Source organism: Pseudomonas sp. GW821-FHT09C08 (assembly GCF_059418125.1).
Genome location: NZ_JBWKPG010000016.1, coordinates 21,025 through 37,143 on the forward strand (window position 1 = coordinate 21,025; position 16,119 = coordinate 37,143).

Consider the following 16,119-nt stretch of genomic DNA (forward strand, 5'->3'; position numbering starts at 1 on the left):
GATGTATTTGTTCCGTCTAGCCATGGCCAGCCTGGCGAACCGCCGCTTTACCGCGATCCTCACCGCCTTCGCCATCGCTTTGTCGGTGTGCCTGCTGCTGGCGGTGGAACGCGTGCGCGTTGAGGCGCGCAACAGCTTTGCCAGCACCATCAGCGGCACCGACCTGATCGTCGGCGCGCGCTCCGGCTCGGTCAACCTGCTGCTGTACTCGGTGTTTCGCATCGGCAACGCCACCAACAACATCCGCTGGGACAGCTACGAACACTTCGCCGCCAGCCCCCAGGTGAAATGGGCCATCCCGATTTCCCTGGGCGACTCCCACCGCGGCTACCGCGTGATGGGCACCAACGAATCCTACTTCGAGCACTACCAGTACGGCCGCAAGCAGAACCTCGAACTGGCCAGCGGCCGCGCCTTCGCCACTGACCCGTTCGAGGTGGTGCTCGGCGCCGAAGTCGCCGATGCGCTGCATTACAAGCTCGGCGACAAGCTGGTACTGGCCCACGGCGTGGCAGTGGTCAGCCTGGTGAAACACGATGACAAGCCGTTCACCGTGGTCGGGATCCTCAAGCGCACCGGCACGCCGGTGGACCGCACGCTGCATATCAGCCTGGGCGGCATGGAAGCGATCCACATCGACTGGCACAACGGCGTGCCTGCCCAGGGCAAAGGCCGCATCAGCGCCGACCAGGCGCGCAACATGGACCTCACCCCGCAGGCCATCACCGCGTTCATGCTCGGCCTGAACAACAAGATTTCCACTTTCGCGCTGCAACGCGAGATCAACGAGTTCCGTGGCGAGCCGATGTTGGCGATCCTGCCGGGCGTGGCGCTGCAGGAGCTGTGGAGCATGATGGGCACCGCCGAAAAAGCCTTGTTCGTGATCTCGCTGTTCGTGGTGCTGACCGGGCTGATCGGCATGCTCACGGCGATCCTCACCAGCCTCAACGAACGCCGCCGCGAAATGGCGATCCTGCGTTCGGTGGGCGCACGGCCCTGGCATATCGCGACCTTGCTGATCTTCGAAGCCTTTGCACTGGCCTTGTCCGGCGTGATCGCGGGGGTCGGCCTGCTGTACGTGTGCATCGCCGCGTCGCGCGGGTATCTGCAGGCCAATTACGGCCTGGACCTGCCGATGTCGTGGCCGAGCGAATATGAATGGACGCTGCTGGCCGGTATCCTCGGCGCAGCGCTGTTGATGGGCAGCGTGCCCGCGTGGCGCGCCTATCGACAATCCCTGGCCGATGGCCTGTCCATACGTTTATGAGGAAGGCTTTGATGCGTCGCGTCCTGTTTGCACTGTTTCTGCTGATGGCCCTGCCGGCCTGGGCCGATGAGCCTAAAGAGCTGACCTGGTCGGAGCTGATCCCGCCGGATGCCGAACCGGAAATACCGAACATGCAACCGCTGCACAACTTGTCCGGGATGGCCGACGCACTGGAGTCGGCGCCAGCGGCCAAGCAGGAAATGCCCCACGCACCGGTGGTACAGGGCCTCGATGGCCAGCATATTCGTCTGCCGGGATATATCGTGCCGCTGGAAGTCAGCGAAGCAGGCCGCACCACCGAGTTCTTGCTGGTGCCGTATTTCGGCGCGTGCATCCATGTGCCGCCGCCGCCGTCGAACCAGATCGTGCATGTGAAAAGCGAAGTCGGCGTGAAGCTCGATGAGCTGTACCAGCCGTACTGGATCGAAGGCGCGATGCAGGTCAAACCGTCCACCAGCGAGCTGGCCGACGCCGGTTACCAGATGGACGCCGAGAAGATTTACATCTACGAATTGCCGCAATAGCGCTGATCGACCTTTCATTGAGCTGAGTCAAAAGATCGAGCGGAACGATCTTTACCATTGGACGTACAACTTTTAAACGTCCTTTTGGAGCTCCCATGAACAAGTCTCTGCTCGGCGCGTCCCTCTTCGCGCTCGCCCTCGCCGCCCCGGTCGTCCACGCTCACGAAGCGGGCGATATTCTGGTGCGCGCCGGTGCAATCACCGTGAACCCGAAAGCCGACAGCGGTCACGTGAAGGTTGACCAGGGTCCATTGGCGGGCACCAACCTGGGCGGCAAGGCGACCATGAGCAGCGACACCCAGCTGGGCTTGAACTTTGCCTACATGCTGACCAACCACGTGGGCATCGAGCTGCTGGCGGCCACCCCGTTCGAGCACGACGTGAAGATCAAAGGCACCGCCCTGAGCCCGGCCAACGGCAAGCTCGGCACCCTCAAACACCTGCCGCCGACCCTGAGCGTCGTGTACTACCCGCTGGACAACAAGTCTGCGTTCCAACCGTATGTGGGCGCCGGTATCAACTACACCTGGATCTACGACGAACACGTCGGCAGCCGCGCACAGGGCGAAGGCTTCAGCAACTTCAAGGCCGAGAACTCCTGGGGCTGGGCGGCGCAGATCGGCGCGGACTACATGATCAACGACAAGTGGATGATCAACGCCCAGGCGCGCTACATCGACATCAGCACCAAGGCGACCGTGGAAAACAACGCCGTGGCACCTGGCACTCGCGCCAAGGTAAACGTTGATGTGGACCCGATGGTGTACATGGTGGGCATCGGCTACAAGTTCTAACCCAGGTCCACTCACGCTGCATAACCTATGTGGGAGCGGGCGGGTGCAGGAGCTGGCTTGCCTGCGATAGCATCGCCTCGGTGCAACTGACAGACCGAGGCGATTTTATCGCGGGCAAGCCCGGTTCCCACACCCGCCCGCTCCCACGTTGGGTTTGGGGTTGGGTCAGCCGTGCCGGTAGAACCGATCCAGCAACGCCGGCAACCCCGCCCGCCACGCCCGTGGCTTGATGCCGAAGGTGTGGAGGATTTTCTTGCAGGCCAGCACCGCGTGCTGCGGTTCGTCGCCAGCATCCGGCCGGGCCGCGTGGGCCTGGGCGGTGGGCGCTTCGATAGCCAGCGGGTGGAAGTTGCGCGCCTCGGTCAGGATCGCCTGGCCCAGCGCCAGCGGGGTGGTCGCCTCATGCCCGGCGTAGTGGTAAGTGCCCCACAGCGGCGCGGCACAATCGAGTTGCTTGAGCACCGAGATGATCACCCGCGCGGCGTCGTCCACCGGCGTCGGGTTGCCGCGACGGTCATCTGCCATCAGCAATTCATCCGGCTTCTCGGCCCGCGCGAGGAAGCGCCCGAGCGTGCCGTCGATGCTGTCATCCAGCAGCCAGCCAAAGCGCAGCAGCACATGTTGCGGGCACGTGGCGCGCACACTTTGCTCGATACGCCACAACGCCTGGCCGCGCAGGCCCAAGGGCACCGGCTCGTCTTTTTCGCTGTAGGCGGTGGCGCGGGAGCCATCGAACACGCGGTAGCTGGACGGTTGCAGCAAGGTGATGTTGTGGTGCTGGCACAGTTCGGCCAGGCGTTCGATGGCGAACTCCTGGGCAGCCAGGCGGGTTTCGCTGACAGCCTCGGCCTGGAACCAGTCGAAATAGTAGGCGAGGTTGATCAACGCATCGGGACGGGTGTCGTCGAGCAATTGGGTGAGGCTTGCGGCATCCCAGCCGTCGGTGGGCGGTTTGGGTGCGAGGAAACCAATGTCTTCCTCTGCACCGAGGCGAATCAGCGCCTGCCCGAGGGCATTCCCGCCGCCCAGTAACATAAGGCGCATTCGCATAGATTGAGCAGGCCCGGTCTGTTTGGAACGATGGTTATTGTCGGCAGGCCCGTGAGCCAGCCGTAGGTGTATTCCAGAATCGTTGCATTTTGCGGGTTTGTAGCGCAACCGTCACGGATAAAGTGCGGGGGTTGCAACTTGACCTCATGGGTTGCATATAAGAGTCATGAACCTTCCCGAATCAACGGACACGGTATTGGACGGCTTCCACCCCGCCGTCCGCACCTGGTTCCGCAGCACCTTCCCTTCGGTGACCAGCGCGCAGGCCCAGGCATGGCCGCTGATCCGTCAACGCCGCTCGACGCTGATCGCCGCACCTACCGGCTCGGGCAAGACGCTGACCGCGTTCCTGGCGGTGCTGGACGACCTCGTCCACCAGGGCCTGGCCCACGGTGGGCAGCTGCCGGACGAAACGCTGGTGGTGTACGTGTCGCCGCTCAAGGCGCTGTCCAACGATATCCAGATCAACCTGCAAACCCCGCTGGCCGGAATCACCGAGCACCTGCAGGCCATGGACCTGCCGCCGCTGGTGATCCGCACCGCCGTACGCACCGGCGACACCCCGCAAAAAGACCGGGCGCTGATGCGCAAGCGCCCGCCGCATATCCTGGTGACCACCCCGGAATCGCTCTACGTCCTGCTGGGCTCGGACTCCGGCCGGCAAATGCTGGCCAGCACGCGCACGGTGATCGTCGATGAAATCCACGCGATCGCCGCCGGCAAGCGCGGTAGCCACCTGGCCTTGAGCCTGGAGCGCCTGCAGGGTTTATGCGGCGAACCGCTGACCCGCATCGGCCTGTCGGCCACGCAGAAGCCTATCGAGGCCGTGTCGCGCTTTCTGGTCGGCACGGGCCGCTCGTGCGACATCGTCGACATCGGCCATGCCCGCCCCCGCGACCTGGATATCGAAGTGCCGCCGGTGCCGCTGTCGGCAGTGATGGCCAATGATGTCTGGGAACTGGTCTACGATCGCCTCGCTGCGCTGGCCCGCGAACACCGCACCACGCTGATTTTCGTCAACACCCGTCGCCTGGCCGAGCGCCTGGCCCGGCACTTGAGCGAGCGCCTGGGCAAGAACGCTGTCGCCGCCCACCACGGCAGCCTGGCCAAGGAACTGCGCCTGGACGCCGAGCAACGGCTCAAGGCCGGCGCGCTGCAAGTGCTGATCGCCACCGCCTCGCTGGAGCTGGGGATTGATATCGGTGACGTCGACCTGGTGTGTCAGATCGGCTCGCCAGGATCCATCAACGGCTTTCTGCAACGGGTCGGGCGCTCCGGCCACCAGGTTGGCGGCACGCCCAAGGGCCGTCTGTTCGCCACCACCCGTGATGACCTGATCGAATGCGCCGCGCTGCTCGACTGCGTACGCCGGGGTGAACTCGACACGTTGCACATTCCCGTGGCGCCGCTGGACGTGCTGGCCCAGCAGATCATCGCCGAGGTCAGCACCCAGGAGTGGTCGGAAGCGGCGCTGCTGGCGCTGATCCGCCGCGCCGCGCCATATGCAGAACTGGATCAGGGCCACTACCAGGCGCTGCTGCAGATGCTCGCCGACGGCTACAACGGTCGCCAGGGCATCCGCAGCGCCTACCTGCACCGCGACGCTGTGACCCATACCCTGCGCGGCCGCCGGGGCGCCCGGCTGACCGCCGTGACCAGCGGCGGCACCATCCCGGACAATGCCGACTACAGCGTGTTGCTGGAGCCGCAAAGCCTGAACATCGGCAGCGTCAACGAAGACTTCGCGGTGGAAAGTATCGCCGGGGATATCTTCCAGCTCGGTAATACGTCCTACAGGATTTTGCGGGTCGAGGCCGGCAAGGTGCGCGTCGAGGATGCCCACGGCCAGCCACCGACCATTCCGTTCTGGCTCGGCGAGGCACCGGGGCGCAGCCATGAATTGTCGGCGGCCGTGGCACGTTTGCAGGGGCAGTTGGACTCGCTGCTCAGCGCCAGCCCCGGTGACCTGCAACCGGCGCAGGACTGGCTCACCGACACCCTCGGCCTGAACCGCGCCAGCGCCGAACAGATCCTCGACTACCTGGCCCGTGCGCGCCTGGCCCTCAGCGCGTTGCCGTCCCAGGACACGTTGATCATGGAACGGTTTTTCGACGAGTCCGGTGGCACCCAACTGATCATCCACACGCCGTTCGGCAGCCGCATCAACCGCGCCTGGGGCCTGGCCCTGCGCAAGCGTTTTTGCCGTACGTTCAACTTCGAGCTGCAGGCGGCGGCCAGCGAAAATGCCATCGTGCTGTCGCTGTCCACCAGCCACAGTTTCGAGCTGGACGAAGTGTGGCGCTATCTCAACAGCCACAGCGCCGAACACCTGCTGATCCAGGCGGTGCTGGACGCGCCGCTGTTCGGCGTGCGCTGGCGCTGGAATGCCGGCGTGGCCCTGGCGCTGCCGCGTTATACCGGCGGGCGCAAGGTCGCGCCGCAAATCCAGCGCATGAAGAGCGAAGACCTGATCGCCAGCGTGTTCCCCGACCAGATCGCCTGCCTGGAAAACCTTGCCGGCGAACGCGAAGTGCCCGCGCATCCGCTGGTGGAACAAACCCTCGATGACTGCCTGCACGAAGCCATGGACAGCGACGGTTGGCTGGCCCTGCTGCGGCGCATGGAGGGCGGCGACGTGCGCTTGATCAGCCGTGACCTGCCGGCGCCCTCGCCGATGGCCGCGGAAATCCTCAGCGCGCGCCCCTACACTTTTCTCGACGATGCCCCGCTGGAAGAACGCCGCACCCAGGCCGTGCTCAACCGGCGCTGGAGCGACCCGCAGAGCACCGACGACCTTGGCGCACTGGATGCGGATGCCATCGCCGGGGTCCGCGAAGAAGCCTGGCCTGCGCCCCATAGCCTGGATGAAATGCATGAGGCGTTAATGAGCCTGGCCTGCATCGCCGCTCACGAAGTCACGCCGCAATGGGCCGAGTGGCTGCACGCCTTGGCCAAGGGTGGGCGCGCCTCTGCATTGCACAACGGCCTGTGGGTGGCGGTCGAGCGCCTGAGCTGTTTGCAGGCGATTTATCCCAACGGCTTGCCGCTGCTCCCCGGCTTCGATGAGCCCTGGACCTACGACGAAGCGCTGGTGGAAGTGCTGCGCGCACGCCTTGGCGGCTTCGGTCCGCTGACCTTGATCGAGATCGCCGCGCCCCTGGCCTTGCCGGTGGCTGATGTCACGCAGGCGTTGGCCCGCCTGGAGCAGGAAGGCTACGTGCTGCGTGGGCGTTTCAGCCCTGGCGCCGACGCAGAGCAATGGTGCGAACGCCACCTGCTGGCGCGCATTCATCGCTACACGGTCAAGCGCCTGCGCCGGGAAATCGAGCCGGTGGCGCTGCAGGACTTCATGCGTTTCCTGTTCGATTGGCAGCACTTGTCCGAGAGCACCCGAGGCCAGGGCAGCGCGATGTTGGCGCAGATCGTCGGGCAGTTCGAAGGCTACGCCGCTGCCACGTCCGCCTGGGACACTGATTTGCTCAGCGCGCGGCTCAAGGATTATTCCTCCACCTGGCTCGATGAGTTGTGCCGCAGCGGCAAGCTGGTGTGGACGCGCTTGAGCAACAAGGCCAGCGCCATCGCCCTGCGCAGCACGCCGGTGGTGCTGTTGCCGCGCAGCCAGGTGCCGCTGTGGAGCGGGCTGACCGAACTCACCGACAGCACGACGCTGTCGCCCAAGGCGCAGAAAGTCCACCTGGCCCTGCGCGAACATGGCGCGCTGTTTTTTGATGAGCTGGTGCACGAAGCCCATCTGCTGCGCAGCGAGCTGGAAAGCGCCTTGCAGGAACTGGTCGGTGCCGGCCTGGTGAATGCCGACAGTTTTGCCGGGCTGCGGGCGTTGACCACGCCGGCGAGCAAACGCCAGGCGCGCAGCAGCCGGCGCGGGCGTGGGGCGTTTGTCGGCGGCATGGACGATGCCGGGCGCTGGGCGCTGATCCGGCGCCCCGCGACCGCCGCCGGCGCGCACTCGGCAGAGACCTTGGAGCATGTGGCGATGACCTTGCTGCGCCGCTACGGCGTGGTGTTCTGGCGGCTGCTGGAGCGAGAGGCGGACTGGTTACCGAGCTGGCGCGAATTGCTGCGCACGTTCCATCGGCTGGAAGCGCGCGGTGAGATTCGCGGCGGGCGGTTTGTCAGTGGCTTGGCGGGGGAACAGTTTGCGTTGCCGGAAGCGATCCCGCTGCTGCGTGAGGTGCGACGGCGCCCGCATGATGGGAGTCTGATTGCAGTGTGCGGGGCCGATCCGCTGAATCTGGTAGGCACGTTGTTGCCCGGCAGCAAAGTGCCGGCGGTGAGCGGCAATCGGATTGTGTACCGCGATGGGTTGCCGGCGGCGGTGATGGTCGCGGGCAAGCAGCAGGTGTTGCTGGAGGTGGACCCGCAGGCGGTGCAGGAGAAGTTGATCAGGCATTAGGGATGCCTGATCTGACGCCATCGCAGGCAAGCCAGCGCCCACATTTGTACGGGTTCACACGGTCGACAATGTGGGCGCCGGGCGTGCCCGCGATGAGGCCAGCCCGGGCGACATCGATCACTGGGTACGCGGCTGCTCCGTCAGCACCACCGACGCCGGCACCGCTTCATCCGGCTCATCTACCTGTGGCGTGCGCTTGGGCAGCAGCACCTGCTGTGGATAAGTCTGCGCGAAGTGCACCTCATCGCAGTTATCCACAAGCTTTTTCAGGCGCTGGTTGAAAGCGCGACTGACTGCATATTGCCCACCCGACACGGTGCGGAACTGCGCGGTGAGGACCACACCGTTGAGGTCCATCTTGTCGACGCCAAACACCTCCAGCGGCCCTTGCAGGTTGTACTTGAGGAACACGTCGTCGCGGATCGACTGCCCGGCTTCGCGGATCAGCTCCACGGCCTTGTCCACATCGGTGTCGTAAGTGAACTGCACCGAGAAGAACGCATAGGCAAACTGGCGTGACTGGTTGGTGACCGCCTTGATCTGCCCGAACGGCACCGAGTGCACGAAGCCCTTGCCGTCGCGCAGGCGCAGGGTGCGGATGGTCAGGCCTTCGACGGTACCGGCGTGGCCGGAGTCGAGCACCACCCAGTCGCCGATGGACAGTGTGTCTTCGATGATGATGAACAGGCCGGTGATCACGTCCTGCACCAATTGCTGGGAGCCGAAACCAATCGCCAGGCCGACCACACCGGCACCCGCCAGCAGCGGCGCGACGTTGATGCCCAGGTTGGCCATGGTGGTGATCGCGCAGATCACCACCAGGATGATTTTCACCGCATTGCGCAGCAGCGGCAGGATGGTCTTGACCCGCGTGCTGGGCTGACGGCTGGAGCGTTTGTTCACCGGCGGCTTCAGCGCTTCCTGGATCGCCGTGTCGAGGACCACCCAGAACAGCCAGGTCACCAGCAGGATCAGGCCGATGCTGCTGAGCGAGTCGCTGATGGCGCGGCCCACCGAATTGCGCTGGGCGAATTCGAACAGCGAGACGCCCCAGATACGCCCGAGGATTTCGATAAAGGCGATCGCCATGGCGATGCGCAGGATCGCGTGCAGCAGGCTGAGGAAGCGCTCCTTGTAGGCACTGCTGCGCTGGATCGCCACCTGGCTGCGCGACTTGAACAGGTGTTGCAGCACGGTGCTGAGGAACACCGTGCCGATCAACAGGATGGTAGTGAACAGCGCGCAACGCAGGGCCTTCTGGTTGTCGTCGCCGGCGCCGATCAGGTTGATTGCCGAGACCAGCACCATCAACAGGATCGGCCAGTACCACAGCCCCGAAAACACCCGCAGCGACTGTTGCAGCGCCGGGTGTTTCAGGCGCTGGGCCAAGGGTCGGTTGCGGATCAGGTGCGCCACCGGACGGCGCAGGCGCACCACCAGCACACCGAAGATCACCGCGGCAAACAGGCCGGTAAACACCGCGATGCTGCTGGTGATATTGCCACCGAGCTGACGGGCGATCTGCGGGCTGGTCAGCGCATCACTGAGGGCAGCGAGGAAGCCGATCAGGAACAGCGGCTTGGGGCAGTAACCGCGAATGATCTGCACCGCCGGGCGCTTGTGCCCTACGTTGAACATCACGATGACGCACAGCAGCATCGAGGTCGAGAAGATGCCGCTGCTCGTGGCGTAGGCAAAACACAGCGCCAGCGCGCGACCGATAGAGGTGGGTAAAAAATGGCTGACGTAGAGGGTCAGCGGCAGGCAGATCAGCGCGGGGATCGTGTAGGGCAGCACATACCCGAGCACCGCCTGCAATCGCTTGCGCTGCTGAATGAACGTGCGCTGGCTCAGGCGCCGTACGATGAAGCGCGCGAGCAACGTCAACACCGCGAAGGCGCCTATCCACACCCCCGACAGCAACAGGAAATCCCCGGCGACGCTCCACGGCGAGCGCTCGGCCGTCTGATCGACCAGCCGGCCGACTTCATCCGCGGCGCGGTCGGCACGCAAACGCCATTCATCGATCAGGTTCTGATTGAGGTCGAGCTTCTCCTGCACGTCATCGATGCTGGAGCTGATGGCACCGAGCAGGCCGCCTTCGACGAGCAATTCCGGCTTGGCCGGCGCTTCGGGTTCAGGCGCGGTGGCCGCGGCTTGCAGTGCGCCGCTGCCACAAAACAGCAGCGCGCCGAGCAGTAATGCAGTCTTGAGATTCAGCAAAACGCCGGGCCTCCATCAACAGGGTGTGTAAGGAACTGACGGGTTTGAACCCTGATCGTTCCCCTGTTTCGAGATCTTTGACCTGCAGGCAAATATCAAATGCCGATCCCTGGCTTTTTCCGCACAGGCCAAAACCAGACACTGCGCTCCTGAATGAAACCCACCGGAGTTGCAGCCATGCCCATTGCCTTGCTCGCGCTGACCCTCAGCGCTTTCGCCATCGGGACGACCGAGTTCGTCATCGTTGGCCTGTTACCCACCATCGGCGCCGACCTGGGTGTCGACCTGCCGTCCGCCGGCCTGTTGGTCAGCCTCTACGCCCTCGGCGTGGCCATCGGCGCGCCGGTGCTGACCGCGCTCACCGGCAAGGTGCCGCGCAAATTCCTGCTGCTGTCGCTGATGGTGCTGTTCACCCTTGGCAACTTGCTGGCATGGCAGGCGCCGAGTTATGAATCGCTGGTGCTGGCGCGGATCGTTACCGGCCTGGCCCACGGGGTGTTTTTCTCGATCGGCTCGACCATCGCCACCAGCCTGGTGCCCAAGGAAAAGGCCGCCAGCGCAATTGCCATCATGTTTACCGGCCTCACCGTCGCCCTGGTCACGGGTGTGCCGCTGGGCACCTTTATCGGGCAGCACTTCGGCTGGCGCGAAACCTTCCTCGCCGTGTCGGCCCTGGGTGTGATCGCGTTTATCGGCAGCCTGATCTACGTGCCCAAACACATCGCCCACAGCAAACCCGCGTCGCTGCTGCAACAACTGCAAGTGCTCAAGCAACCGCGTTTGCTGCTGGTGTACGCAATGACAGCTGTCGGCTACGGCGGCTCGTTTATCGCGTTTACCTTCCTGGCGCCGATCCTTCAGGACATCTCCGGCTTCAGCGCCGGCACGGTCAGCCTGGTGCTGCTGGTGTATGGCATCTCGGTCGCGGCCGGGAACATCTGGGGCGGCAAACTGGCGGATAAACGCGGCCCGATCAGCGCGTTGAAAATCATCTTTGCGCTGCTCGCGGCCGTGCTGTTTGTCCTGACGATGACCGCCAGCAATCCTTGGCTGGCCCTGGCCACCGTGCTGGTGTGGGGCGCGGTCGCCTTCGGCAACGTGCCCGGCCTGCAGGTGTATGTGGTGCGCCAGGCCGAACATCACACGCCGAATGCGGTGGACGTGGCGTCGGGGCTGAATATCGCCGCGTTCAACCTGGGAATCGCCGGTGGCGCCTGGGCGGGTGGTTTGATCGTGGCCCATATGGGCCTGATCCACACGGCGTGGATTGGTGGGCTGGTGGTGCTGGTGGCCCTGGCGCTGACCGCGTGGAGTGGCCGGCTGGACCGCCTTGGTCCGGTGTATCCCGAGAGTTCGACACGCAGTGTGGTCGGGCACTGATCCGGTAGCACCTTCAATCCTATGTGGGAGCTGGCTTGACGGCGATGGCGGGGGGTCAGTCGATGAATTGATTGCTGACAAATCGCTATCGCAGGCAAGCCAGCTCCCACAGTTTTTACCGGGCGCTGATCCGGCAACACCTTCAATCCCACAGTTTTTTTCCGGGCACTGATGCGGCCACGCCTAAATCCCATGTGGGAGCTGGCTTGCCGGCGATAGCGGCGGGTCAGTCGATGAATTGATTGCTGACAGATTGCCTTCGCGAGCAAGCCCGCTCCCACAGTTTTTTACCGGGCGCTGATCCGGCAACACCTTCAATCCCACAATTTTTTTCGGGCACTGATTCGGCCACGCCTCAACCCCATGTGGGAGCTGGCTTGCCTGCGATGGCGGTGGGTCAGTCGATGAATTTATTGCTGACAGATTGCCTTCGCGAGCAAGCCCGCTCCCACAGTTTTAGCGGGTGCCGTCTGTAGGACCGTGGAAACTTTCGCGCAAATAGCGCAGTCATTCCAGAACGGAGGTCACTCGACCCACCATTCACGGGAGTCACCATGGCGGCGATTCATATCGGCATTTCCGGCTGGCGCTACACGCCCTGGCGCGGGGATTTCTACCCCGAGGGGCTGACCCAGAAACGCGAGTTGCAGTTTGCGTCACGTGCCGTCAACAGCATTGAAATCAATGGCTCGTTCTACGCGCTGCAAACCCCCAAGCGCTACGCCGAGTGGTACGCCGACACCCCTGAAGACTTCATGTTCAGCGTCAAGGCACCGCGCTATATCACGCATATCCTGCGCCTGCGTGAGGTGCACAAGCCAATGGCGAATTTCTTCGCCTCCGGGGTACTGGAGCTGCAGGAAAAACTCGGCCCCATCCTTTGGCAATTTCCGCCCAGCTTCACCTTCGACCCAGCGCTGTTCGAAGCCTTCCTCGCCGACTTGCCCACTGACACGGTGCAAGCCGCGACCCTCGCCCGCCAGCATGAGCCACGCCTGAACGGCAAGGCGAGCCTGCAGGCTCATGGCAAGCGCGCCCTGCGTCATGCGGTGGAGATCCGACACAAGAGTTTTGCGGTGCCTGAGTTTGTGCAGATGCTGGCTCGGCACGGCGTGGCCCTGGTGGTGGCGGACACCGCCGGCAAGTGGCCGTACCTTGAAGACGTCACCGCCAATTTCCTCTACCTGCGTTTGCATGGCGACAAGCAGCTGTACGCCAGCGGCTACACCGATGAAGCCCTCGAGCGCTGGGGTGATCGCATCGAGCGCTGGGCACACGGCAAGCAGCCGGCGGATGCGCACCTGGTCGACCCGCAGCGCAAGCCCGCCGCGCGCAAGCAGCGCGAGGTCTTCTGTTTTTTCGACAACGACATCAAGGTGCGGGCGCCCTTCGATGCCCGTCAATTGCTAGGGCGTTTCGGGCTGGATAAGCACCTCCTCACCGAACCCGGCAAGTTGCCGGAACCCGGGGTGTTGCCATGACACAGCCGGAATGGGTACCCATCGCCCCCACCACCGCGATAACGCGTTTTACCGTGTTGACGGTGAATATTCACAAGGGCTTCACTGCGCTGAATCGGCGTTTCATCCTGCCCGAGTTGCGTGAGGCGGTGCGCAGTATCGGCGCCGACATGGTGTTCCTGCAGGAAATCCATGGCACCCACGAACGCCATCCCCAGCGCTATAGCGACTGGCCGAACATGCCGCAGTACGAGTTCCTCGCCGACAGCATCTGGCCGCAGTTCGCCTACGGGCGCAACGCGGTCTACCCGCATGGCGACCACGGCAACGCGCTGCTGTCGAAATTCCAGATCGTGCGCTACGACAACCTCGACATTTCGCAAAGCGGGCATGAAAACCGTGGCCTGTTGCATTGCGTGCTGCGCCTGCCGGGCACCGGCCAAGAGGTGCACGCCATCTGTATTCACCTAGGCCTGCGCGAGGTGCATCGCCAGCAGCAATTGCGCTTGCTGGAGCAGCGCATCCGCGAGATTCCGGACGATGCACCGTTGGTGGTTGCCGGCGATTTCAACGACTGGCGCCAGCGTGCCGACCTCAGCCAGAGCGGCCTGAAGGAAGTGTTCATCGAAACCCACGGCAAACCCGCACGCACCTTCCCGGCGCGCCTGCCATTGCTGCCGCTGGATCGCATTTATGTGCGCAACGTGAAGGTGCATAACCCGCGAGTGCTCACTGCCCGCCCCTGGTCACATTTGTCAGACCACGCGCCCCTGTCGGTGGAGATTGAGCTATGAACGTTGCCGTGGAACACATCGCTACCGATCAGCCGCCGGATGAAGCCAAGGCCCGCGACCTGGATTACGGCTGGCAGAGCGATAACCGGGTCGAGTTGCTGGAGAACGGCGAGGCGTATTTCCCCCGGGTCTTCGAAGCGATGCGCGAAGCGCATCGGGAGATCCTGCTGGAGACCTTTATCCTCTTCGAAGACAAGGTCGGCCACGAGCTGCAGGGCATCCTCATCGAGGCGGCGCAACGCGGGGTCAAGGTGGTGGTAAGCCTGGATGGTTTTGGCTGCGGCGAGCTGAGCCCGGGGTTTCTCGGTGAGCTGGCGGAGGCAGGAGTGACGGTGCAGATGTTTGACCCGGCGTCCAAGACACTGGGCATCCGCACCAACTGGTTTCGCCGCCTGCACCGCAAGATTGTGGTGGTGGATGCGGCCGTGGCGTTTATCGGCGGGATCAATTTTTCCGCCGACCATCTGGGCGATTTCGGCCCCGAGGCCAAGCAGGATTACGCGGTGCAGGTGACGGGCCCGGCGGTGGCCGACCTGCATCATTTCGCCCTCGCGCAAAGCGGTCGACAGGTCCGCACACGCCGCGGTTGGCGCCGGCGCCAGCAACGCCCTTCGCTGTGGGCCACCGAGAAAGGCAAAGGCCTGGTGCGCCTGATCTATCGCGACAACGTCCAGCATCGCGACGACATCGAAGAGGCGTATATCCACGCCCTGAGCAAGGCGCAGAAACGCGTGGTGATCGCCAACGCGTATTTCTTCCCCGGCTACCGCCTGCTGCGCGAGATTCGTAACGCCGCGCGCCGTGGCGTGCACGTGCAGCTGATCATGCAGGGCCAGCCTGACGTGCTGCTGGCCAAGCTGGCTGCGCGCATGCTCTACGACTACCTGCTCAAGGACGGTGTGGTGATTCACGAGTATTGCCAGCGGCCACTGCACGGCAAGGTAGCGTTGGTGGATGACGAATGGAGCACCGTCGGTTCAAGCAACCTCGACCCGCTGAGCCTGTCGTTGAACCTGGAGGCCAATGTGCTGATTCGTGACCGCGCCTTCAACCAGCAGCTCTACGAGCGCCTGGAAGTACTCGCTGACACGCATTGCCGGACCATGCCGGAGAACCGCAAGCCGCGCCTGTGGCTGTGGCGGCTGACCGTGGGTTTCCTGGTGTTCCATGTGATGCGCCACTTCCCCGCGCTGACGGGCTGGTTGCCGGCGCACAAGCCCCGCCTGAAACCTTTCGAGCGTTCGCCCCATGACGTCTGAAGCCAGCGGTTCTCGGTTCGCGCGCTGGAAGAAACCGCTGACTGTCGCGTTCTTCCTGTTGTTGATCGTGCTGTTCACCCTGCTCGCCCGGCGCATCGACTGGAGCGAGGTGTTCGAGACCCTCGGCAATTTCAAGGTGCGCACGCTGATCATCGCGGGCGGGCTGACAGCGTGCAGCTTTGTCGTCTACGCCTGCTTCGACCTGATCGGCCGCACCTACATTCGTCAGCCCCTGCGCTGGAAACAGATCCTGCCAGTGGGCATCATCAGCTATGCGTTCAACCTCAACCTGAGCGCCTGGGTCGGCGGGATTGCCATGCGCTATCGGCTGTATTCGCGGCTGGGGGTGAGCACTGGCAACATCGCCAAGATCCTCGGCCTGAGCCTGGCCACCAATTGGTTTGGCTATATGGCCCTGGCCGGGGTGGTGTTCAGCAGCGGCCTGGTGACGATGCCGCCAGGGTGGAAAGTCAGCAGCGGTGCCTTGCAGGGCATTGGTGTGTTGCTGGTCCTGGCCAGCCTGGGGTATCTGGCGGCCTGCCAGTTTTCGAAAAAGCGCGCCTGGTCGATTCGCGGGATCGAGATCAACCTGCCGTCGCTGCGCATGGCATGCCTGCAATTGGCGCTGGGGGCGTTGAACTGGTCGTTGATGGCAGCGGTGATTTTCACCTTGCTGCCGGCGAAGCTGGATTACCCGCTCGTGCTCGGCGTGTTACTGATCAGCGCGATTGCCGGCGTGATCACGCATATCCCCGCCGGGCTTGGCGTGCTGGAGGCGGTGTTTATCGCCCTGCTGCAACATGAAGCCTCGCGCGGCAGTTTGCTTGCCGGGCTGATTGCCTACCGCGCGATCTACTTTATTCTGCCGCTGCTGATCGCGCTGGTGATGTACGTCGGTGTCGAGGCGAAGGCCAAGGCGTTGCGGGTGAAGAAAACACCGGCTTGAGAAAGATG

11 protein-coding genes are annotated in these 16,119 nt (G+C 63.8%); 9 read left to right on the forward strand and 2 right to left on the reverse strand.

The features are described 5' to 3' along the window. Position 1 precedes the first annotated feature (1 nt). The 3 genes from AC07OJ_RS29490 to AC07OJ_RS29500 all read left to right on the forward strand — a co-directional run bounded on the left by AC07OJ_RS29490 (position 2) and on the right by AC07OJ_RS29500 (position 2,585). On the forward strand, positions 2–1,267 hold the full coding sequence (locus AC07OJ_RS29490; RefSeq protein ID WP_065909957.1) for an ABC transporter permease: 1,266 nt from the start codon (positions 2–4) through the stop codon (positions 1,265–1,267). An 11-nt stretch (positions 1,268–1,278) separates the two neighbouring features. Beyond that, the gene (locus tag AC07OJ_RS29495) at positions 1,279–1,791 is read left to right on the forward strand and encodes a DUF3299 domain-containing protein (RefSeq protein ID WP_065909956.1); all 513 of its coding nucleotides are present in this window, start codon (positions 1,279–1,281) and stop codon (positions 1,789–1,791) included. 95 nt (positions 1,792–1,886) lie between these two features. Next, positions 1,887–2,585, forward strand: coding sequence for an OmpW/AlkL family protein (locus AC07OJ_RS29500; protein ID WP_106802505.1), 699 nt, complete (start codon positions 1,887–1,889; stop codon positions 2,583–2,585). Positions 2,586–2,750: 165 nt separating this feature from the next. Here the strand turns inward: AC07OJ_RS29500 and AC07OJ_RS29505 are convergent, their stop codons facing one another. Then, entirely contained in the window at positions 2,751–3,635 is an 885-nt protein-coding gene (locus AC07OJ_RS29505) for a sugar nucleotide-binding protein (RefSeq protein WP_083221509.1), read from the reverse strand. A 166-nt stretch (positions 3,636–3,801) separates the two neighbouring features. Here AC07OJ_RS29505 and AC07OJ_RS29510 point away from each other — a divergent pair, with 166 nt between their 5' ends. After that, a complete protein-coding gene (locus AC07OJ_RS29510) occupies positions 3,802–8,049 on the forward strand; it encodes an Lhr family helicase (protein ID WP_495095723.1) in 4,248 nt (1,415 codons plus the stop codon). 117 nt (positions 8,050–8,166) lie between these two features. On the opposite strand, the gene AC07OJ_RS29515 is transcribed toward AC07OJ_RS29510, so the two are convergent. Then, positions 8,167–10,272 (reverse strand): mechanosensitive ion channel family protein, encoded by a 2,106-nt coding sequence (locus tag AC07OJ_RS29515; protein WP_495095724.1) that lies wholly within the window; start codon positions 10,270–10,272, stop codon positions 8,167–8,169. 177 nt (positions 10,273–10,449) lie between these two features. Between AC07OJ_RS29515 and AC07OJ_RS29520 the strand changes: the two genes are divergently transcribed. The 5 genes from AC07OJ_RS29520 to AC07OJ_RS29540 all read left to right on the forward strand — a co-directional run bounded on the left by AC07OJ_RS29520 (position 10,450) and on the right by AC07OJ_RS29540 (position 16,111). Continuing rightward, the gene (locus tag AC07OJ_RS29520) at positions 10,450–11,652 is read left to right on the forward strand and encodes an MFS transporter (protein WP_106802502.1); all 1,203 of its coding nucleotides are present in this window, start codon (positions 10,450–10,452) and stop codon (positions 11,650–11,652) included. A gap of 554 nt (positions 11,653–12,206) precedes the next feature. Then, complete coding sequence (locus tag AC07OJ_RS29525) at positions 12,207–13,133, forward strand: DUF72 domain-containing protein (protein ID WP_495095725.1); 927 nt, start codon at positions 12,207–12,209, stop codon at positions 13,131–13,133. Continuing rightward, positions 13,130–13,906, forward strand: a complete 777-nt coding sequence (locus AC07OJ_RS29530; protein WP_065909948.1) for an endonuclease/exonuclease/phosphatase family protein — start codon at positions 13,130–13,132, stop codon at positions 13,904–13,906. Before AC07OJ_RS29525 ends, AC07OJ_RS29530 begins: the two co-directional genes overlap by 4 nt. Then, a complete protein-coding gene (gene clsB / locus AC07OJ_RS29535; protein WP_201145980.1) occupies positions 13,903–15,165 on the forward strand; it encodes a cardiolipin synthase ClsB in 1,263 nt (420 codons plus the stop codon). Before AC07OJ_RS29530 ends, clsB begins: the two co-directional genes overlap by 4 nt. Further along, positions 15,155–16,111: a lysylphosphatidylglycerol synthase domain-containing protein gene (locus tag AC07OJ_RS29540; protein WP_065909945.1), complete on the forward strand. Its 957-nt coding sequence runs from the start codon at positions 15,155–15,157 to the stop codon at positions 16,109–16,111. The genes clsB and AC07OJ_RS29540 overlap by 11 nt, the downstream gene beginning before the upstream one ends. The last annotated feature ends 8 nt before the right edge of the window (positions 16,112–16,119 follow it).

Excerpts from the sequence above, each read along its gene's own strand:
- AC07OJ_RS29540 (WP_065909945.1), top strand. The coding sequence starts at position 15,155 with ATGACGTCTGAAGCCAGCGGTTCTCGGTTCGCGCGCTGGAAGAAACCG.
- AC07OJ_RS29500 (WP_106802505.1), top strand. The coding sequence starts at position 1,887 with ATGAACAAGTCTCTGCTCGGCGCGTCCCTCTTCGCGCTCGCCCTCGCC.
- AC07OJ_RS29525 (WP_495095725.1), top strand. The coding sequence starts at position 12,207 with ATGGCGGCGATTCATATCGGCATTTCCGGCTGGCGCTACACGCCCTGG.
- AC07OJ_RS29490 (WP_065909957.1), top strand. The coding sequence starts at position 2 with ATGTATTTGTTCCGTCTAGCCATGGCCAGCCTGGCGAACCGCCGCTTT.
- AC07OJ_RS29520 (WP_106802502.1), top strand. The coding sequence starts at position 10,450 with ATGCCCATTGCCTTGCTCGCGCTGACCCTCAGCGCTTTCGCCATCGGG.
- AC07OJ_RS29505 (WP_083221509.1), bottom strand. The coding sequence starts at position 3,635 with ATGCGAATGCGCCTTATGTTACTGGGCGGCGGGAATGCCCTCGGGCAG.
- AC07OJ_RS29495 (WP_065909956.1), top strand. The coding sequence starts at position 1,279 with ATGCGTCGCGTCCTGTTTGCACTGTTTCTGCTGATGGCCCTGCCGGCC.
- clsB (WP_201145980.1), top strand. The coding sequence starts at position 13,903 with ATGAACGTTGCCGTGGAACACATCGCTACCGATCAGCCGCCGGATGAA.
- AC07OJ_RS29510 (WP_495095723.1), top strand. The coding sequence starts at position 3,802 with ATGAACCTTCCCGAATCAACGGACACGGTATTGGACGGCTTCCACCCC.
- AC07OJ_RS29530 (WP_065909948.1), top strand. The coding sequence starts at position 13,130 with ATGACACAGCCGGAATGGGTACCCATCGCCCCCACCACCGCGATAACG.